This is a genomic window from Zestomonas ipomoeae, assembly GCF_057128665.1.
In genome coordinates this window covers 375,269-395,184 of the sequence record NZ_JBSKHQ010000001.1, presented here as the reverse complement: position 1 = coordinate 395,184, position 19,916 = coordinate 375,269, and the positions used below count along the sequence as shown (strand labels likewise).

The 19,916-nt window shown below is 62.8% G+C and carries 18 protein-coding genes; all 18 read left to right on the top strand.

The genetic code is table 11. The features are described 5' to 3' along the window. Window positions 1-16: 16 nt before the first annotated feature. The 18 genes from ACWKV7_RS01715 to fliI all read left to right on the top strand — a co-directional run bounded on the left by ACWKV7_RS01715 (window position 17) and on the right by fliI (window position 19,915). Complete coding sequence (locus ACWKV7_RS01715) at window positions 17-772, top strand: TylF/MycF/NovP-related O-methyltransferase (protein ID WP_483855904.1); 756 nt, start codon at window positions 17-19, stop codon at window positions 770-772. Window positions 773-806: 34 nt separating this feature from the next. Continuing rightward, window positions 807-1,715, top strand: a complete 909-nt coding sequence (locus tag ACWKV7_RS01710; RefSeq protein ID WP_483855903.1) for an NAD-dependent epimerase/dehydratase family protein — start codon at window positions 807-809, stop codon at window positions 1,713-1,715. A 31-nt stretch (window positions 1,716-1,746) separates the two neighbouring features. Beyond that, window positions 1,747-2,514, top strand: coding sequence for a cephalosporin hydroxylase family protein (locus tag ACWKV7_RS01705; protein ID WP_483855902.1), 768 nt, complete (start codon window positions 1,747-1,749; stop codon window positions 2,512-2,514). A gap of 358 nt (window positions 2,515-2,872) precedes the next feature. After that, complete coding sequence (locus ACWKV7_RS01700; protein WP_483855901.1) at window positions 2,873-4,480, top strand: flagellin; 1,608 nt, start codon at window positions 2,873-2,875, stop codon at window positions 4,478-4,480. A 372-nt stretch (window positions 4,481-4,852) separates the two neighbouring features. Beyond that, a complete protein-coding gene (locus ACWKV7_RS01695; protein WP_483855900.1) occupies window positions 4,853-6,463 on the top strand; it encodes a flagellin in 1,611 nt (536 codons plus the stop codon). A gap of 76 nt (window positions 6,464-6,539) precedes the next feature. Further along, window positions 6,540-6,950, top strand: coding sequence for a flagellar protein FlaG (locus tag ACWKV7_RS01690; RefSeq protein WP_483855899.1), 411 nt, complete (start codon window positions 6,540-6,542; stop codon window positions 6,948-6,950). 74 nt (window positions 6,951-7,024) lie between these two features. Continuing rightward, complete coding sequence (fliD, locus tag ACWKV7_RS01685; RefSeq protein WP_483855898.1) at window positions 7,025-8,755, top strand: flagellar filament capping protein FliD; 1,731 nt, start codon at window positions 7,025-7,027, stop codon at window positions 8,753-8,755. Beyond that, window positions 8,756-9,151, top strand: coding sequence for a flagellar export chaperone FliS (fliS, locus tag ACWKV7_RS01680; protein ID WP_483855897.1), 396 nt, complete (start codon window positions 8,756-8,758; stop codon window positions 9,149-9,151). 99 nt (window positions 9,152-9,250) lie between these two features. Then, window positions 9,251-9,631, top strand: coding sequence for a flagellar export chaperone FliS (fliS, locus tag ACWKV7_RS01675; RefSeq protein WP_483855896.1), 381 nt, complete (start codon window positions 9,251-9,253; stop codon window positions 9,629-9,631). Between the two features lie 19 nt (window positions 9,632-9,650). After that, window positions 9,651-9,947 (top strand): flagellar protein FliT, encoded by a 297-nt coding sequence (gene fliT, locus ACWKV7_RS01670; RefSeq protein WP_483855895.1) that lies wholly within the window; start codon window positions 9,651-9,653, stop codon window positions 9,945-9,947. Window positions 9,948-10,196: 249 nt separating this feature from the next. Further along, the gene (locus ACWKV7_RS01665) at window positions 10,197-11,666 is read left to right on the top strand and encodes a sigma-54 dependent transcriptional regulator (protein WP_483855894.1); all 1,470 of its coding nucleotides are present in this window, start codon (window positions 10,197-10,199) and stop codon (window positions 11,664-11,666) included. Between the two features lie 169 nt (window positions 11,667-11,835). Beyond that, window positions 11,836-13,047, top strand: a complete 1,212-nt coding sequence (locus ACWKV7_RS01660; RefSeq protein WP_483855893.1) for a sensor histidine kinase — start codon at window positions 11,836-11,838, stop codon at window positions 13,045-13,047. 4 nt (window positions 13,048-13,051) lie between these two features. Then, window positions 13,052-14,440, top strand: a complete 1,389-nt coding sequence (gene fleR / locus ACWKV7_RS01655; RefSeq protein WP_483855892.1) for a sigma-54-dependent response regulator transcription factor FleR — start codon at window positions 13,052-13,054, stop codon at window positions 14,438-14,440. Between the two features lie 202 nt (window positions 14,441-14,642). Beyond that, the gene (gene fliE / locus ACWKV7_RS01650; RefSeq protein ID WP_483855891.1) at window positions 14,643-14,975 is read left to right on the top strand and encodes a flagellar hook-basal body complex protein FliE; all 333 of its coding nucleotides are present in this window, start codon (window positions 14,643-14,645) and stop codon (window positions 14,973-14,975) included. Window positions 14,976-14,990: 15 nt separating this feature from the next. Next, window positions 14,991-16,781 carry a flagellar basal-body MS-ring/collar protein FliF gene (gene fliF / locus ACWKV7_RS01645; protein ID WP_483855890.1) on the top strand — a complete coding sequence of 597 codons (1,791 nt, stop codon included), beginning with the start codon at window positions 14,991-14,993 and terminating at the stop codon, window positions 16,779-16,781. After that, window positions 16,774-17,793, top strand: coding sequence for a flagellar motor switch protein FliG (gene fliG / locus ACWKV7_RS01640; RefSeq protein ID WP_483855889.1), 1,020 nt, complete (start codon window positions 16,774-16,776; stop codon window positions 17,791-17,793). The genes fliF and fliG overlap by 8 nt, the downstream gene beginning before the upstream one ends. Next, window positions 17,794-18,573, top strand: coding sequence for a flagellar assembly protein FliH (gene fliH, locus ACWKV7_RS01635; protein ID WP_483855888.1), 780 nt, complete (start codon window positions 17,794-17,796; stop codon window positions 18,571-18,573). Further along, window positions 18,563-19,915 carry a flagellar protein export ATPase FliI gene (gene fliI, locus ACWKV7_RS01630; RefSeq protein WP_483855887.1) on the top strand — a complete coding sequence of 451 codons (1,353 nt, stop codon included), beginning with the start codon at window positions 18,563-18,565 and terminating at the stop codon, window positions 19,913-19,915. The genes fliH and fliI overlap by 11 nt, the downstream gene beginning before the upstream one ends. Window position 19,916 lies beyond the last annotated feature (1 nt).

Below are 19,916 nucleotides of genomic sequence, written 5' to 3'. Positions count from 1 at the left end.
TGTTCGGGAGCGAAAGATGGCTAACTTCATTACCGAAGAGTTCTATGGCGTCATGGACAAGAAGCTGTTCTCCGAAGGGATGTCCAGCGCCATCAACTCGCTGACACCCAATGGCATCTTCGCCGGAGACAATCTGTTCACCTGGTCGCGGAGCCTGGGCTTTCTTCAGGATCAGGACTTCGTTGCGGCAGTCGACAACAACCGGCCCGATCGCCAGGAACTGTCGCTGGTCTGGCGCCTGAATACGCTGTGCTGGGCGGCGCGCCAGTGCAGCCGGCTTTCCGGCGACTTTGTCGAGGCTGGGGTTTACAAGGGGTTTACGGTCAAGGTTATTTGCGACTATCTGAATTTCAATTCGATGGATAGGGACTATTACCTGTACGACGTTTTCTACCATTCCCCGGAGATGGAGCACCCAGCGCTATCGGCGCACTCCGACGATCTTTATGCAACGGTGTGCGCGCGCTTTCAGGACTATCCGCGAGTGAAGATCATCCAGGGGTTGGTGCCTGATTCTTTCGCGAAGGGTATGCCGGAGAAAGTTGCCTTCATGCATATCGACATGAATAACGCGGTCGCGGAAGTTGCTGTTCTGGACGCCTTGTATGAACGCTTGGTCCCGGGGGGAATGATCGTTTTCGACGACTATGGCTGGATATTTTATGAAGAGCAGAAGCTGGCCGAGGATGCCTGGCTGGCCGAGCGCTATTTCGAGCGGATTCTGGAATTGCCTACCGGCCAAGGTCTGTTGGTCAAACCGTGCTCGCGCTGATTGAGGGCTGTAGACCGGGAGTGTACGAGGCGATATGCGGCGAATTCTGCTAACAGGCGCTGGAGGCTTTGTTGGGCGCCCTGCGCTCCAACAGCTTCTGGTTGGACAGTACGAGGTGCATGCCGTCTACAGCCCGCATGGCCAAGGGCACGATGGCGCCGAGGGGGGGACTGCGCACGTTGTCGACCTGTTGATGCCAGGGGCTGCCGCCGATCTGATGGCAGCCGTTCGCCCTGACCGTTTGCTGCACCTGGCCTGGTGCGCCAAGCCCGGGGTGTACTGGACCTCGCCGGAGAATATCGGCTGGGTGCGGGCGAGCCTGGAGCTGTTGGAGGCCTTTCAGCGACACGGCGGCGAGCAGGCCGTGCTGGTGGGCAGCTGCGCGGAATACGACTGGAGCGGCGACGGCATCTGCCGAGAGTACGAGACGCCCCTGCTGCCGGCGACGCCCTATGGTCGCTGCAAGAATGCCACCCGTGAGCTGGCCGAGCTGTTCGGCCAGTTGCATGGCCTGCCGGTGGCCTGGGCGCGGATCTTCCACGCCTACGGCCCCCATGAAGCCCCGGGCCGTCTGGTGCCAGCGGTGCTCACCGCGCTGCTCAAGGGCGAGCCGGCGCGCTGCTCCCATGGCGAGCAGCAGCGTGACCTGCTGCATGTGGCGGATGTGGCGTCGGCCCTGGTGCAACTGCTGAACGTGAAGGCCGAGGGCGTTTTCAATATCGGCGGCGGTCGCGCGATTCGCCTGCGCGAGGTCATCGAACACCTGGCCGGGCGGCTGGATGCGGCTCATCTGCTGCAATTCGGGGCTATTCCGGTTGCGGCCAACGACCCACCGCTGCTGATCGCCGACAACCAGCGTCTGCTGGCAACCGGCTGGCGGCCGCGGTTCGATTTGCAACATGGATTGGACGATACCCTGGCCTGGTGGCGCGGGCGTAGTTAACTCTAGATAGGATTCTCGATAGGAGCAGGACATGAAACTGACGGTCGATACCGATAACAACAAGCTGATCCTCGACGAGCAGGGCGCCGTTCGCGAGCTGGAGCTGTATACCGACGAGGCGTTCGAGTTGCTCAGCCATGAATGGGTACGCCTGGGCTGGAACCAGAAGTATCCCTACACCTTTTCGTGGATGGGCCGCCCGGTCATCCAGCTGCCGGAAGATATGATCCGCATCCAGGAAGTCATCTATCAGGTCAAGCCCGACGTGGTGATCGAAACCGGCATCGCTCATGGCGGCTCGCTGATCTACTACGCCAGCCTGTTCAAGGCCATGGGCAAGGGGCGGGTGATTGGCGTGGACATCGAAATCCGTCCGCACAATCGCAAGGCCATCGAAGAGCACGAACTGTTCGAATACCTGACGCTGATCGAAGGTAGCTCGATTGCCGATGACGTGGTCGCCCAGGTCAAGGCACTGGTCAAGCCCGGCGAGAAGGTGCTGGTGATCCTCGATTCCAACCACACCTATGCCCACGTCTCCGAAGAGCTGCGCCGCTATTCGCCGCTGGTCACGCCCGGCTCCTACATCGTCTCGACCGATGGCGTGATGCGCGACCTGACCGACGTGCCGCGCGGCAACCCGGGCTGGGGCAAGGACAATCCTTCCCAGGCGGCCATCGATTTTGCCAAGGACAACGCGCAATTCGTCATCGAGCAGCCCACCTGGCCGTTCAACGAAAGCACGCTGAACAAGAACGTCACCCACTGGCCGAACGCTTGGCTGAAAAGAATCGCCTGATCGACCGGGCTGCGGCCTTCAGCGCCGCAGCCCGACCCTCCCAGCGCCGCATGTGCGCTTGTCTTTCCCGAACATCACTCTCCCACGCCCATTCGCCCACTTGCTCCAGGGTGAACCTTGCCGCTTTGCCGATTGGGGCAAGCAGGGCGGCAGCGCATTGCCGCGTGTTGCCTGCCGACACCCGGCAAGCTTTTGCCATCTACGCTAGATCGTATTTGCAATCTATTGTTTTTAAAGGAATTTTTAAGTTGGCACGCTATTGGCATTTCCGGGTATGTCACAGATGTCGGCGCCTGGTGCTCTATCGGTTCCGGCCCGAAGCGCTTATGCAGCAGACATATTCACTGGAGAAAACACCATGGCTCTGACAGTCAATACCAACGTGGCATCGCTGAATACACAGCGGAACCTGAACTCCTCTTCCAAAGGGCTGGATACCTCCCTGCAACGCCTGTCCACTGGCTTGCGCATCAACAGCGCCAAGGACGATGCGGCCGGCCTGCAGATTTCCAACCGACTGACCAGCCAGATCCAGGGCCTGGCGGTGGCGGTGCGCAACTCCAACGACGGCATCTCCCTGGCGCAAACCGCTGAAGGCGCCCTGCAACAGTCCACCGGTATCCTGCAGCGCATGCGCGACCTGGCGTTGCAGTCGGCCAACGGTTCGAATGGCGCCAGCGAGCGTGCCGCCCTGCAGGGTGAAGTCGCGCAGTTGCAGCAGGAACTGAACCGTATCGCCGACACCACCAGTTTCGGCGGGCGCAAGATTCTCGACGGGACCTTCGGCTCGCAGAGCTTCCAGGTCGGTGCCAACGCCTTCGAAACCATCAGCGTTTCGATTGGTGCCGCATCGGCTTCGCGCATCGGTGCCAGCCGCTTCAACAGCAGTGTGCCTAGCGATACCGATTCCCAGGCCGGGATCGCCGCCAGCGTGGTCACCGGCTTCGCCGACATCACCTCCACCGGTGTGGGCTATGCCTCTTCGCCGGCCACCACCGATGGCCTGACCATCAGAGGCAAGCTGGGCGAGGCATCGATCGGTCTGGTCGACGGCAGCTCGGCACGCGAACTGGCCACAGCCGTCAACCGTGCAACCGACTCCACCGGTGTCACCGCCAGCGCCCGTACTGCGGTGCGCCTGCAGCAGGATGCCAGCGGTGGCTTCACCAACACCGATACCGCCGGCACCATCAGCTTTACCCTGTATGGTTCCAACGACGCCAAGGTGGGCGATGGCGTGGCGATCTCCGCGACCATTTCCGACTGGGGCGACCTGTCCGGTCTGGCCGATGCCATCAACAAGGAAACCGGTCGCACGGGCATCAGTGCCAGAATCCTGGTCAACGGGGCTCTGGAGATGGTCAGCGAGCGAGGCGACAACATTGCCATCGATGGCTATACCGCCGAGGGCGCCACGGGTAACACCATCGCCGCCGAGTTGCAGACCCTCTCGTTCAATGGTGACAACAGCATCGATGATGCGGCGGATGCCAGCGACACGATCGGCGCCGCCGCGACCCTGACCGGTGATGGTACGAACGGCGCGGTCGCCGTCGGCCAGGTCCGTTTCGAGTCGCCCGATCCCTTCAAGGTGGAGAATTTCGATTCCATCGATGGCGGCATACAGGGGGCCAACGTATACAGCCTGCTCGAGTCGGTCGACGAGGTGGACGTGGGTACCTATATCGGTGCTCAGAACGCGCTAGGCATCATCAGTGCGGCGATTGCCAATATCGACAGCCAGCGGGCCCAACTGGGTGCGGTGCAGAACCGCTTCGAGAACACTATTTCCAACCTGCAGAACATCGGTGAGAACGCTTCCGCTGCCCGCAGCCGGATCCGTGACACCGACTACGCGGCGGAAACCTCGGAGCTGACCAAGAACCAGATCCTGCAGCAAGCCGGTACTGCGATCCTGGCCCAGGCCAACCAGTTGCCCCAGGCCGTGCTCAGCCTGCTCCAGTAAGACCGCTAGAACGCCAAGCCGGGAGGTCGATGTTTCGATCTTCCGGCTTGGCGTTTCTGCGTCTGCTTCATTTGCCTGGCACTTTGCCTTCGATGGCAAAAAGACCCTAAAGAAACCTGCAGCACCGCCGATGTATACGCTGGCAGAGCTGCAGGTCGATGCCAGGCGTTTGCGCCATGGCTCCAACGACTTGCGTAACTGCCTGATTGGTCGGCAAAAAAAATCTGAAAATTTTTCTTGCCGAAGCCGCCTAAAGTTGCTCCGGGCGGCGCCGATACAAAGATCGAATGCGAACTTTATAGGGTGTCTGAGCATGCAGGCCCGAAGCTCGCAGGCTCAGGCAAACTTAGCGGTCCCTTGGAGGCAATTACCATGGCCCTTACAGTCAACACAAACGTAGCGTCGCTCAATACGCAGCGTAACTTGGGTAGTTCGGCCAAAGGCCTGGATACCTCGCTGCAGCGTCTTTCCACTGGTTTCCGCATCAATAGCGCCAAGGACGATGCGGCCGGCCTGCAGATTTCCAACCGCCTGACCAGCCAGATCAATGGCTTGAACGTAGCGGTGCGCAACTCCAACGACGGTATCTCCCTGGCGCAGACCGCTGAAGGTGCCCTGCAGCAGTCCACCGGCATCCTGCAACGTATGCGCGATCTGGCGTTGCAATCGGCCAACGGCTCCAACGGCGCCAGCGAGCGTGACGCTCTGCAAGGCGAAGTCGCCCAGCTGCAGCAGGAGCTGAACCGTATCGCCGAAACCACCAGCTTCGGTGGCCGCAAGATCCTCGACGGGACCTTCGGCTCGCAGAGCTTCCAGGTCGGTGCCAACGCGTTCGAAACCATCAGCGTGGCGATTGGTGCGGCCTCGGCTTCGCGCATCGGTGCCAGCCGTTTCAACAGCAGCGTGGCCAGCGATACCGATGCGCAAAGTGGCATTGCCGCCAGCGTCGTTACCGGCTTCGCTGACATCACCTCCACCGGCGTGGGCTATGCCTCTTCGCCGGCTACCACCGACGGTTTGACCATCAAGGGCAAGCTGGGTGAGGCGTCGGTTGCCCTGGTCGACGGCAGCTCGGCGCGTGAGCTTTCCAATGCGGTTAACCGCACTTCGGACTCCACCGGCGTGACCTCGAGCTCGCGTACTGCGGTGCGCCTGCAGCAGGATGCCAGCGGTGGCTTCACCAACACCGATACCTCCGGCACCATCAGCTTCACCCTCTATGGCTCCAACAGCGCTAAAGAAGGCGACGGCGTGGCCATCTCCGCCAGCATTACCGACTGGGGTGACCTGTCCGGTCTGGCTGACGCCATCAACAAGGAAACCGGCCGTACCGGCATCAGTGCTCGGGTGCTGAACAACGGCGCCTTGGAGATGGTCAGCGAGCGTGGCGACAATATCGCGATCGACAAGTACAAGGCGGTTGGCGACGACGGCACCACGGCTATTGCCGCCCAACTCCAGACCCTGGCGTTCGATGGCGACAACGGTATCGACGATGCCGATGATGCCAGTGATACCGTGGGCACCGCTGCGGCGCTGACCGGTGACGGTACTAACGGTGCGGTTGCCGTCGGTCAGGTACGCTTCGAATCGCCGGATGCGTTCGAGGTGAAGAACTTCGACTCCATCGACGGTGGCAACCAAGCGGCGAGCAAGTACAGCGTCCTGGAGGCGGTGGATTCGATCAACATCGGTACGGCGATCGGCGCGCAGAATGCCCTGGGCATTATCAGCTCCGCGATCTCCAACATCGATAGCCAGCGTGCTCAACTGGGTGCGGTTCAGAACCGCTTCGAGAACACCATTTCCAACCTGCAGAACATCGGTGAGAACGCCTCCGCTGCCCGCAGCCGGATCCGTGACACCGACTACGCGGCGGAAACCTCGGAACTGACCAAGAACCAGATCCTGCAGCAAGCCGGTACTGCGATCTTGGCCCAGGCCAACCAGTTGCCCCAAGCAGTCCTCAGCCTTCTGGGCTAAGGGTAAAAGGCGCTAAACTGCGGGGGGAAGGGCATAGCAGCTCTTCTCCCCGCTTCCTCATTGCGAGGTCAAGGTTATGGACGTCGGCTCAATCAAAAACTCACTCAACTTGGGTAGCCCCCAGAGTGTCGTGCGCCTGCCGGCCTCCGATGCTTCCAATAGACCTGAAGCTGCTGCGCAGCAGCGCGCAACGGTTGACGGCGAGCACGCGGCTCAGCAGCGAACCGAGCAGACGCAGGCCATCGAACGGACTACGGAAGTTTCTCGGGAAGAAGTGGAGGGCGCAGTTGCCACTATCCAGGAGTTCGTGCAGTCGGTGCGTCGCAGCATCAACTTCTCGGTGGAGGAAGGCAGCGGGCGGGTGGTGGTCAAGGTGACCGATGCCGGCTCCGGTGACGTGATCCGCCAGATTCCTTCGGAAGAGGCGTTGCAATTGGCTGAGAATCTTTCCGAAGTACGCAGTTTATTGTTCAAGGCGGAGGCCTAGCGTACCGCGTTGGCACAACTTTTGACTGTCTTTTCTACATGATCGATGGAGTCAGTTTCTTGGCGAGGTGAGTTATGGCGGGCATATCTGGACTGGGATCAGGCATCGATATCGGCAGCATCGTCAAGGCGCTGGTCGATGCCGAGCGAGCCCCGAAGCAGGGCCAGCTGGACCGGCTGGAAAAAACCACCAGCTCACGGATTTCCGCCCTGGGTACGCTGCGCTCGGTCGTTGGCGAACTCAGCAGCACGCTGCAGAACCTGAACAAGCTCTCGGCCTTTCAGAAGCAGACCGTCAGCAGCTCCAGCTCAAGCGTACTTACCGCCACCGCCAGTGGTAGCGCCACGGCGGGCAGTTTCAGCCTGCAGGTTCAGCAGTTGGCATCCACCAGCAAGGTGGCTCTGCAGTCGGTGACCGGCGGCAGTAGCGCGACCTTCAACTCAGGCACGCTGAGCATCTCCGCCGGCAGCACCAGCTTCGACGTCGCCATCACCGCAGGCAACAACAGCCTCAGCGGAATTCGCGATGCCATCAATACCGAGGGCGAAAGCCGCGGTATCAGCGCCAGCATCGTCACCGATGCCTCCGGGTCGCGCCTGGTGGTCAGCTCCAACAAGACCGGCGAAGGCAACGATGTGCAGGTTGCCGTCAGCGAAGATGGCGTCACCCTGGGCCAGAACTCGCTCAAGGCGCTGGCGTTTTCCTCCACTCAATCGTCCGTGCAACTGGCCAAGCTGGCCGGAGGCAGTGCCGCGACCTTCAAGGAAGGTACCCTGAGCATTGCCAGCGGTGCGCTCAATCTTGATGTGGCGATTACCGCCGAGGATTCGCTGGCCGACATTCGCGACGCGATCAATGCCCAGGGCGCCGGCCAGGGGTTTTCCGCTTCTATCGAAACGGTCGACGGCGGCGCTCGCCTGGTCGTCAACTCGGCAAGCGGAGATGCGGTTACCGTCAGCTCCACCAGCAACGACACCGGGCTCGGCGACAATAATCTGTCGACCCTGAATTCGGTTACCCAGAGCAATGCCAAGACCATCGACAAGGCCAAGTCCGCGCTGCTCACCGTCGACGGCCTGTCCGTGGTCAAGGACAGCAACAGCATTTCCGATGTGATTGCCGGCGTTACCCTCAATCTGGCCTCTGCGCAATCCGCCGATGACATCGCGGCCGGCAAGACCGTGAACATTACGGTCGGCCAGGACCGCAGCCTGGTGCGCACCAACCTGCAGAAGTTCGTCGATGCCTACAACAAGCTGGTCCAGAGCACCGGGGAACTGACCGCCGTGGTCCAGGTAGGAGAGGGCAAGCAACCGGTGACCGGTCCGCTGCTCGGCGATTCCTCCATTCGCAACCTGATGTCCGGCTTGCGCAACGAGTTCTCCCGTCTGGGCGACGACTCCACCGTGAACTCCCTGGCCGAACTGGGGATCACCACTGGCAAGGATGGCAAGCTGAGCCTCAATGCCGCCAAGCTGGACGAGGCGCTGGCGGGCAGCAACTACGACAAGGTCGCTGAGTTCCTCGCGGGCGACAAGGGCCTGATGAAGCGGTTGAACAGCGTGGTGACGCCCTTCACCCAGACGGGCGGCATCCTGGATCAGCGCCAGAAGGGCCTGCAGTCCACCTTGTCGAGCGTGGACAAGCAACGTGCGGCGCTGGACCTGCGCATCGAGAAGGTGCAGGCTCGTTTGCTCAGCCAATACAACGCGATGGACCAGTTGGTCGGTCGATTGCAGAAGACCAGCGAAAGCCTGGCCAGCCAACTGGCCAGCCTGCCAGGCTTCGTAAGAAAGGATAAGTAGATGAGCAAGCCAATCGATACCTACAAACAGGTCAAGACCAGTCCGGATGTCAGTCCGTATCGCATCGTGCAGATGTTGCTCGAAGGGGCCATCGAGCGGGTGATGCTGGCCAAGCAAGCCCAGGCCGAAGGAGACACGCAGATTCGTGGCATGGCGGTGGGAAACACCATCACCATTCTTGGCGCCTTGCAGGCCAGTCTGGACAAGCAGCAGGGCGGCGAGATCGCCGAAAACCTCGACGCGCTCTACGACTACATGACCCGTCGTCTGGCCGGTGTTTCGCTGGACCAGACGGCCCACAGCCTGGATGAAGTATTGACGCTGCTTGGGCAAATCAAGGAAGCCTGGGATGCCATCGACCCGGAGCAGCCGGAGGGTGACGCCGGGTCGCGCTGATCCGCGACTTTTTTGCCGAAACGCAACTCAGGGAGCTCAAGCTGTTGGGGCTGGTGCCGATAGATTAGGTATCCAGCCAAACAAACAAGCGGAGCGATTATGAACGCGATGGCGGCCCTCAAGCAGTACCAGACGGTCAACACTCAGGCCCAAGTGTTCGAGGCTACTCCTCATCGCCTGATCCAGATGCTCATGGAGGGCGGCATTTCCCGCCTGGCCCAGGCCAAGGGCGCCATGGAGCGCGGCCAAGTGGCGATGAAGGGCGAATTGATCGGCAAGGCCATCGCCATCATCGGCGGGCTGCGCGAAGGGCTGGATCTGGAGCAGGGCGGCGAACTGGCCGCCAATCTGGATAGCCTTTACGATTACATGGTTGGCCGTCTGGTTGAGGCGAATCTGCAAAACGATGCGGCGCGGCTGGACGAAGTGGCGGAATTGCTGCGCAATGTAAAGACCGGTTGGGACGCCATCAGTCAATAACGGTGTCCGGGAGACGATCATGAGTTCATCCGTTCAGCATCTCGAAGCGACCGGCTCGGCATTGCGCGATGCATTGGCGCGGCAGGACTGGGCCGCCATCGGCGAGTTGGATCAACAGTGCCGCCTGGCGGTGGACGAAGCGATGCTGGACGCCGCGCGCGATGAAGAAGGCCTGCGGGTCCGCTTGCAAGAGATGCTGGACCTCTACCGCGAGCTGGTTACGCTTTGCCAGACCGAGCAGCGCCGCCTGGCCGGTGAGTTGATCCAATTGAACCAATCCCAACAGGGTGCCAAGGTCTATCAGCTATTCGGCTGAGCGACGCCATCGGTACTACTCTCTTTTGTGAAGGCGGTTTCTTCTGTAAACCGCTTTTGTGCTGCAAGTGGCGTTTCACGCGCTCCCCCCGAACGTTTGGTTGGCCGTTTTGTCGGATAAAGCGGATTTATCACGCCATAAATTTGACTCAATTCAAAATTTTGACTTAACTAGTGGCTAACTGATGGCGCTCCCGGGGTTTTTTAGGGCGTGCCTCCTTCCTTCAGCCCACGAGCAAGAACAAGACAGATGTGGCGTGAAACCAAAATTCTGCTGATTGACGACAATCACGAGCGCCGCCGGGATCTGACGGTCATCCTCAATTTCCTTGGCGAAGAGCATCTTGCCTGCGGCAGCCAGGATTGGCAGCGCACGGTCGCCTCGCTGTCCTCCAGTCGCGAGGTACTGAGCGTCTTGCTCGGTGACGTCGAGTCCAAGGGCGGCACGCTGGAGCTGCTCAAGCAACTGGCAGCGTGGGACGAGTTCCTGCCTCTGATGCTGCTGGGCGACCCGGCACCCGGCGACTGGACCGAAGAGCAGCGTCGTCGTGTGCTCACCAGCCTGGAAATGCCGCCGAGCTACAACAAACTGCTCGACTCACTGCATCGCGCCCAGGTCTACCGTGAGATGTATGACCAGGCCCGCGAGCGCGGTCGCCAGCGCGAGCCCAATCTGTTCCGCAGCCTGGTGGGAACCAGCCGGGCGATCCACCAGGTGCGGCAGATGATGCAGCAAGTGGCCGACACCGAAGCCAGTGTGCTGATTCTCGGAGAGTCGGGCACCGGCAAGGAGGTGGTGGCGCGCAACCTGCACTATCACTCCAAGCGTCGCGAAGGGCCGTTCGTACCGGTCAACTGCGGTGCCATTCCGGCGGAGCTTCTGGAAAGCGAGCTGTTCGGCCACGAGAAGGGCGCGTTCACCGGCGCCATCACCAGTCGTGCCGGTCGCTTCGAGCTGGCAAACGGCGGCACATTGTTCCTCGACGAGATCGGCGACATGCCGCTACCGATGCAGGTCAAGCTACTGCGCGTGTTGCAGGAGCGCACCTTCGAGCGTGTCGGCAGCAACCGTACCCAGTCCGCCGACGTACGCATCATTGCTGCCACCCACAAGAACCTCGAACAGATGATCGAGACGGGCAGTTTTCGCGAAGACCTCTACTACCGCCTCAACGTCTTTCCCATCGAGATGGCTCCGTTGCGCGAGCGGGCGGAAGACATTCCGCTGCTGATTAACGAGCTGATCTCGCGCATGGAGCACGAGAAGCGCGGCTCCATCCGCTTCAATTCGGGCGCGATCATGTCGCTCTGCCGGCACGATTGGCCGGGCAATGTGCGCGAGCTGGCCAACCTCGTGGAGCGCATGGCCATCATGCATCCCTATGGCGTCATTGGCGTCGGCGAGCTGCCGAAGAAATTCCGCCATGTCGACGACGAGGACGAGCAGCTGGCTTCCAGCCTGCGCGAAGAGTTCGAAGAGCGCGCGGCAATCGGCCCCAGTCTGCCGGGCCTCACGTCCTCGGCCCTGCTGCCGCCTGAGGGATTGGACCTCAAGGATTACCTGGGCAACCTCGAGCAGGGTCTGATCCAGCAGGCGCTGGACGATGCCGGCGGAGTGGTCGCCCGAGCCGCCGAGCGTTTGCGCATTCGTCGCACCACCCTGGTGGAAAAGATGCGCAAATACGGTATGAGCCGTCGCGAGGACGAGCAGGACGAGTGATCCCGCCGATTCGCTGACAGAGTGGGCCGAGATAGCCGGAGGTTTGACGCAACCTCCGGCTTTTATTTTTAAACTATTGAAAAATAAGACTAATTTTTTAGGCACGGGGATTGCTAAAGCTCTTGTAACCGACCGTCTTTATGACGCTGAGTCGAGCGAGAGAAGAAAGATGACCCCAGCCGTTCGCGACACCCTCGACCCGCAAGCCAGCGATGCGCCTATCGAGCAAGCCAGCCGTGCCGGCCTGGAACAGGCTTTCGCCCTGTTCAACCAGATGTCCAGCCAGCTCAGCGAGTCCTACAGCATGCTGGAGGCCCGCGTCAGCGAGCTGAAAGGCCAACTGGCCCTGGTCAGCGCCCAGCGCATGCAGGAGCTGGCCGAGAAAGAGCGTTTGGCCCACCGACTGCAAAGCCTGCTCGATCTGCTGCCCGGCGGCGTGATCGTCATCGACGGCCAGGGCGTCGTGCGCGAAGCCAATCCGGTGGCTCGGGGCCTGCTCGGGCAGCCGTTGGTCGGCATGCTCTGGCGCCAGGTCATCGCCCGCAGCTTCGCCCCCCGGGAAGACGACGGGCACGAAATTTCCCTGCAAGACGGGCGCCGTCTCTCCATCGCTACCCGTTCCCTGCATGCCGAGCCCGGCATGCTGATCCTGCTCACCGACCTGACGGAAACCCGCCGCCTGCAGGACCAGCTGTCCCGTCACGAGCGCCTGTCCGCCCTGGGCCGCATGGTTGCCTCGCTGGCCCACCAGATCCGCACCCCGCTATCTGCTGCCTTGCTCTATGCCAGCCACCTCAACGAGCAGGTGTTGCCGGCCGAGCAGCAGCAGCGCTTTGCCGGTCGCCTCAAGGAGCGCCTGCACGAACTGGAGCATCAGGTGCGTGACATGCTGGTGTTCGCGCGCGGCGAACTGCCATTGCCCGATCGCCTGTCGCCGCCGGCGCTGTTCGAGGCGCTGCGGCGTGCTGCCGAGCCCCACGTACAGGACATGACGGTGCGCTGGCAGTGCGATGTCCAGGCTGGCGAGCTGCTGTGCAACCGCGACACCCTGGTCGGCACCTTGCTCAACCTGATCGAGAACGCCATCCAGGCGGCTGGCCGCGATGCGCGCTTGAAAGTCCATCTCTACCGCCGCGGCAATGTGCTGCGCCTGTCCATCAGCGACAACGGCCCCGGCATCGATGCCGGCACCCTGGCGCGCCTGGGCGAGCCCTTCTTCACCACCAAGACCACTGGAACCGGCCTCGGCCTGGCGGTGGTCAAGGCGGTGGCGCGTGCCCATCAGGGCGAGCTGCAACTGCGCTCGCGGGTTGGGCGTGGAACCTGCGCCATTTTGACTTTGCCGCTGATTCCCGCGGCGCCAACGTTAATCCAGGAGTAAACCCATGACCGCCAAAGTTTTGCTGGTTGAAGACGATCGCGCGCTGCGCGAGGCCCTGGGCGACACCCTGTTGCTCGGCGGTCATGACTATCGTGCGGTGGATTGTGCCGAGGCCGCGCTGGCGGCACTAGGAGAGGAGTCCTTCAGCCTGGTGGTCAGCGATGTGAACATGCCGGGCATGGATGGGCATCAGCTGCTGGGATTGATCCGCAGTCGCTTTCCTCAACTGCCGGTGCTATTGATGACCGCCTATGGCGCTGTCGAGCGCGCGGTCGAGGCGATTCGCCAGGGCGCGGCCGACTACCTGGTCAAACCCTTCGAGCCCAAGACCCTGCTGGAGCTGGTGGGGCGGCATGCCCTCGGGCGCCTGAGTGAGGCGGACGGAGAGGGGCCGGTGGCGCTGGAGCCGGCCAGCCGGCAATTGCTGGAGCTGGCGGCGCGGGTCGCCAGGAGCGATTCCACCGTATTGATCTCCGGTGAGTCCGGTACCGGCAAGGAGGTGCTGGCCCGCTACATCCACCAGCAATCCCCTCGTGCCGGCAAGGCCTTCATTGCCATCAACTGCGCGGCTATTCCCGACAACATGCTCGAGGCCACGCTGTTCGGCCACGAGAAGGGCTCGTTCACCGGCGCCGTCGCCGCCCAGCCGGGCAAATTCGAACTGGCTGATGGCGGCACCATTCTGCTGGACGAGATTTCCGAAATGCCCCTCGGTCTGCAGGCCAAGCTGCTGCGTGTCTTGCAGGAGCGCGAAGTGGAGCGGGTAGGGGCGCGCAAGCCGATCTCCCTGGACATTCGCGTGCTCGCCACCACCAACCGCGACCTGGCGGGAGAAGTGGCCGCCGGGCGTTTCCGCGAGGACCTGTACTACCGCCTGTCGGTATTCCCGCTGGCCTGGCGTCCATTGCGCGAGCGTACCGCCGACATTCTGCCGCTGGCCGAGCGCCTGCTGGCCAAGCATGTCAAAAAAATGAATCACGCCACCGTGCGCTTGTCGCCGGAGGCGCAGAGCTGCCTGACCAGGCATCCGTGGCCGGGCAATGTGCGTGAGCTGGACAACGCCATTCAGCGGGCGCTGATCCTGCAACAGGGTGGGGTGATCCAGCCTCAGGATCTCTGCCTGAATGCTCCCATCGGCCTGGCGCCTGCGCCGTTGGCGGCGCCCGTGGCGGTTGCCCCAGCGCCCGCCGAATCCTGGGGCGAGCCCAGTGCGCTCGGCGAGGACATGCGGCGCCACGAGTACCAGATGATCATCGACACCCTGCGTGCCGAGCGCGGTCGCCGCAAGGAGGCTGCCGAACGCCTGGGCATCAGCCCGCGAACCCTGCGCTACAAGCTGGCCCAGATGCGCGATGCCGGCATGGATGTGGAGGCGTACTTGTTCGCCAGCTAGAGTCGCCTCGATGCCTCGCCCATTCCCGCTCGGCCGCGCCGGATAATTTCGGCGTGGCTCGCTAGCGTTACGGGCTGCGCCGCGCGCGGCCGTCCCTCCGTCTGCGTCTCGCAGCCGCTGGCTGCTCCTTTGGCACCCTTGTTGCAATCCCTCTGTTATCGAACCGCGCAGCGTCAATTTTCCGCGGTCAGTGGAGGAAACCATGAGCCAGGGTGTTGAATTCAATCGCCTTATGTTGGAAATGCGTTCCATGCAGACGGAAGCGATGGCGCGCAGCAAACCTGCCGTCAGCGCTCCCGCCGAACCCGGCGCGCCCAGCTTTTCCGAGATGCTCGGGCAGGCCGTGAACAAGGTGAACGAGACCCAGCAGACTGCCAACCAGATGGCTACCGCCTTCGAGATGGGCCAGAGCGGCGTGGATCTTTCCGACGTGATGATCGCCTCGCAGAAGGCCAGTGTTTCCTTCCAGGCCATGACCCAGGTGCGCAACAAGCTGGTCCAGGCGTACCAAGACATCATGCAGATGCCGGTTTAAGGGGCGGGTTGAGAGATGGCTGAAGCAGTCGCGGACAACATGCCGGCCAAGGCCGGCGATCTCGAGCCGAAGAAACCTCTGCTCGGGCTGACCTTTCTGGAAAACCTCGCCGACATGTCGGTGCTGCGTCAGCTCGGCCTGTTGGTCGGCCTGGCGGCCAGCGTCGCCATCGGTTTTGCGGTGGTGCTCTGGTCGCAGCAGCCGGACTACCGTCCGCTGTATGGCAGCTTGTCCGGGATGGACGCCAACCAGGTAGTGGAAACCCTGACCGCCGCCAACATCAGCTACAGCATCGAGCCTAATTCCGGCGCCTTGCTGGTCAAGGCCGAGGACCTGGCCAACGCCCGCCTGAAGCTGGCCGCCGCTGGCGTGGCGCCGAGCGATGGCAATATCGGTTTCGAGATCCTCGATAAGGAACAGGGGCTCGGTACCAGCCAGTTCATGGAAGCGACCCGCTATCGCCGCGGCCTGGAAGGCGAACTGGCCCGCACGGTCTCGAGCCTGAACAACGTCAAGGCCGCCCGTGTGCACCTGGCGATTCCGAAGAGTTCGGTATTCGTGCGCGACGAGCGTAAGCCAAGCGCGTCGGTACTCGTCGAGTTGTATCCGGGCCGTGCCCTGGAGCCGAGCCAGGTGATGGCGATCATCAACCTGGTCGCCACCAGCGTGCCGGAGCTGAACAAGTCGCAGGTCACCATTGTCGACCAGAAGGGCAACCTGCTTTCCGACCAGCAGGAGCTGTCCGAGCTGACCATGGCCGGCAAGCAGTTCGACTACACCCGGCGCATGGAAAGCCTGTTCACCCAGCGCGTGCATAACATCCTGCAGCCGGTACTGGGTAGCGGCCGCTACAAGGCAGAGGTCTCGGCAGACGTCGACTTCAGCTCGGTGGAATCCACCTCGGAGATGTTCAACCCGGACCAGCCGGCGCTGCGCAGCGAGCAGTCGGTCAACGAGCAACGCCAGAGCAGCCTGCCGCCGCAGGGGGTGCCCGGCGCGTTGAGCAACCAGCCGCCCGGTGCCGCTAGCGCACCGGAGAAGGCCGGGCAGGCCGCCGCTTCGGCCGCGGTCGCCCCTGGGCAGCCGCTGGTGGACGCCAATGGCCAGCAGGTGATCGATCCGGCCACCGGCCAGCCGATGCTGGCGCCGTTCCCGGCCGACAAGCGCGAGCAGTCGACCCGCAACTTCGAACTCGATCGCTCGATCAGCTATACCAAGCAACAGCAGGGCCGCCTGAAGCGCCTGTCGGTGGCAGTCGTGGTGGATGACCAGATTCGTGTCGATCCGCAGACCGGCGAAACCAGCCGTGTGCCCTGGACCACCGAGGATCTGGCGCGCTTCACCCGCCTGGTCCAGGACTCGGTTGGCTTCGATGCCAGTCGTGGCGACAGCGTCAGCGTGATCAACACGCCGTTCATGGCCGATCAGGGCGACGAGCTGGTCTCGCTACCGTGGTACCAGCAGGAGTGGTTCGGCATGATCCTCAGCGGGCTGCGGCAGTCGCTGCCGTTCCTGATCATCCTGGTGCTGATCTGGTTCGTGCTGCGCCCGGTGCTGAACAACATCGTCAGCGGCGGCAAGGGCAAGGAGCTGGCCACCAGTGGCGACGTCGAGCTGGGCGACATGGGTGGGCTGGAAGGCGATCTGGCCGATGATCGCGTTAGCCTCGGCGGGCCGCAGAGCATTCTCCTGCCGAGCCCGTCCGAGGGGTATGATGCACAATTGAACGCCATCAAGAACCTAGTGGCTGAAGATCCGGGCAGGGTAGCTCAAGTCGTCAAAGAGTGGATCAACGCCGATGAGTAACGAAAACGCCCGTGCTCCCAAACTGACCAAGGTCGACAAGGCGGCCATCTTGCTGCTGTCCCTCGGCGAAACCGATGCCGCGCAGGTGCTGCGCCACCTGGGACCGAAGGAAGTGCAGCGGGTCGGCGTGGCGATGACGCAGATGCGCAACGTGCATCGCGAGCAGGTGGAAAAGGTGATGGGCGAGTTCGTCGACATCGTCGGCGACCAGACCAGCCTGGGCGTGGGGTCCGACGCCTACATCCGCAAGATGCTCACTGCGGCCCTCGGCGAAGACAAGGCCGGCAACCTGATCGACCGCATCCTGCTCGGCGGCAGCACCAGTGGCCTGGATAGCCTGAAGTGGATGGAGCCGCGCGCCGTGGCTGACGTGATCCGCTACGAGCACCCGCAGATCCAGGCCATCGTGGTCGCCTACCTCGATCCCGACCAGGCCGGCGAGGTGCTCAGCCACTTCGACCATAAGGTACGCCTGGACATCATCCTGCGCGTCTCGTCCCTCAATACCGTGCAGCCGGCGGCGCTCAAGGAACTCAACCAGATCCTGGAGAAGCAGTTCTCCGGCAGTGCCAGCACCACGCGCGCCGCCCTGGGCGGCATCAAGCGCGCGGCAGACATCATGAACTTCCTCGACAGCTCGGTGGAAGGACAGTTGATGGACTCCATCCGCGAGGTGGACGAGGACCTCTCGACCCAGATCGAGGACCTCATGTTCGTCTTCGACAACCTGGCCGATGTCGACGACCGTGGCATCCAGGCGCTGCTGCGCGAGGTTTCTTCCGACGTGCTGGTGGTGGCATTGAAGGGCTCCGACGAGGCGATCAAGGAGAAGATCTTCAAGAACATGTCCAAGCGCGCGGCCGAGCTGCTGCGCGACGACCTGGATGCCAAGGGGCCGGTACGTGTCAGCGACGTCGAAGCGGCGCAGAAGGAAATTCTCACCATTGCCCGTCGCATGGCCGAAGCCGGGGAAATCGTACTCGGCGGCAAGGGCGGCGAAGAGATGATCTAAATGGCCAAAGAGCTTCCCAGTGAGCTGATTCGTGCCAAGGATGTCAACGTTTTCGATCGCTGGTCATTGCCCAGTTTCGATCCCCCCGGCCAGGAGCCGGCCGAGGAGGCCGTGCCCGAAGACGCGGTAGCGGAGGACGCGGTCGAGCGTGAGGCCGAGGACGTCCCGCTGGAGGCCGTCAAGCCGCTGACGCTCGATGAACTCGAGGCGATCCGCCAGGACGCCTACAACGAAGGGTTCAGCACCGGCGAGAAGGACGGCTTCCATGCCGGCCAGTTGAAGGCCAAGCAGGAGGCCGATGCGGCCTTGCAGCTCAAGCTGCAAGGGCTTGAGCGGTTGATGGCCCAACTGTTCGAGCCCATCGCCGAGCAGGACCAGCAACTGGAGCAGGCGATGGTGACCCTGGTCAGCCACATGACCCGCCAGGTCATCCAGCGCGAACTGGAAATCGACTCCAGCCAGCTGCGCCATGTGCTGCGCGAGGCCTTGAAGCTGCTGCCGATGGGCGCCGAGAACATTCGCATCCATATCAATCCGCAGGACTTCGAGCTGGTCAAGGCGCTGCGCGAGCGTCACGAGGAGAGCTGGCGCATTCTCGAAGATGAGACCTTGCAGCCCGGCGGCTGCCGCGTCGAAAGCGAGCACAGCCAGATCGACGCCAGCATCGAAACGCGCCTGACCCAGGCCCTCAAGCAATTGTTCGAGCAGCAGCGCGAGCAGACCGTGCACCCGCTGGCGGCCGACCTCGACGTTGATCTGGACACTTCCGATGCGCATTGAGCGGACCAGTTTCGCCAAGCGCCTCGGGGGCTACCTCGAGGCGGTGAAGCTGCCCAGCCAGCCGGTGGTGGAAGGGCGCCTGCTGCGCATGGTCGGGCTGACCCTGGAGGCCGAGGGTCTGCGTGCCGCGGTCGGCAGCCGCTGCCAGGTGATCAACGACGACAGCTACCATCCGGTGCAGGTCGAAGCCGAAGTGATGGGCTTTTCCAATGGCAAGATCTACCTGATGCCGGTCGGCAGCCTGGCGGGCATCGCCCCTGGGGCCCGTGTGGTGCCATTGCCGGACACCGGTCGCCTGCCGATGGGCATGAGCATGCTCGGCCGTGTGCTGGACGGTGCAGGCCGTGCCCTGGATGGCAAGGGTGGGATGAAGGCCGAGGACTGGGTACCGATGGACGGGCCGGCGATCAACCCGCTCAACCGGCATCCCATCGACGAGCCGCTGGACGTGGGTATTCGCAGCATCAACGGCCTGCTTACCGTCGGCCGCGGCCAGCGCCTGGGGTTGTTCGCCGGTACCGGGGTCGGCAAGAGCGTGTTGCTCGGCATGATGACGCGCTTCACCGAGGCGGAAATCATCGTGGTTGGCCTGATCGGCGAGCGTGGCCGCGAGGTGAAGGAGTTCATCGAACAGATCCTCGGCGAGGAGGGGCTCAAGCGCTCGGTGGTGGTGGCCTCGCCGGCGGACGACGCGCCGCTGATGCGCATGCGCGCGGCCATGTACTGTACGCGCATCGCCGAATACTTCCGCGACAAGGGCAAGAACGTGCTCCTGCTGATGGACTCGCTGACCCGCTACGCCCAGGCCCAGCGCGAAATCGCCCTGGCCATCGGCGAGCCGCCGGCGACCAAGGGGTACCCGCCCTCTGTGTTCGCCAAGTTGCCGAAGCTGGTGGAGCGTGCGGGAAATGCGGAGGCCGGCGGCGGCTCGATCACTGCGTTCTACACCGTTCTGTCCGAAGGCGACGACCAGCAGGACCCGATTGCCGACGCTGCTCGTGGCGTGCTCGATGGTCATATCGTGCTGTCACGGCGGCTGGCCGAGGAAGGGCATTACCCTGCGATCGACATCGAGGCGTCCATCAGCCGGGTGATGCCCCAGGTGGTATCCGCCGAGCACCTGCGTGCCTCGCAGCGCTTCAAGCAATTGTGGTCGCGCTACCAGCAGAGCCGCGACCTGATCAGCGTCGGCGCCTACGTGCCTGGCGGCGACCCGGACACCGACCTGGCCATTGCCCGCCAGCCGGCCATGGCCAAGTTCCTGCGCCAGAGCCTCGGCGAGAGCGAGCCCCTGCCGCAGAGCGCGGCGCAACTGGCGGGCATCGTCAGCCCCGGTAGCTGAC